Source organism: Klebsiella sp. 2-CIP_Kleb. (assembly GCF_050378715.1).
Lineage (GTDB): Bacteria > Pseudomonadota > Gammaproteobacteria > Enterobacterales > Enterobacteriaceae > Klebsiella > Klebsiella quasipneumoniae.
This window is the reverse complement of record NZ_JBNRLG010000042.1, coordinates 1-211: the sequence shown is the minus strand read 5'-3', so window position 1 is coordinate 211 and position 211 is coordinate 1. Positions and strand designations below refer to the sequence as shown.

The 211-nt window shown below is 52.1% G+C and carries 1 rRNA gene; it reads right to left on the bottom strand.

The features are described from left to right. Positions 1–134: 134 nt before the first annotated feature. A 23S ribosomal RNA gene (locus ACQUTP_RS25745) occupies positions 135–211 on the bottom strand; the annotation flags it as partial.

The window sequence follows — 211 nt, the reverse complement described above, 5'->3', positions numbered from 1 at the left end:
CATGGGGTCAGGTGGGACCACCGCGCTAGTGCCGCCAGGCAAATTCTGTTTTATCAACACGTCCTGCGGACGCATCGACTAATCTGTATCAGCTGAAAATCTTCTCAAATCCGCCAAAACATCTTCGGCGTTGTAAGGTTAAGCCTCACGGTTCATTAGTACCGGTTAGCTCAACGCATCGCTGCGCTTACACACCCGGCCTATCAACGTC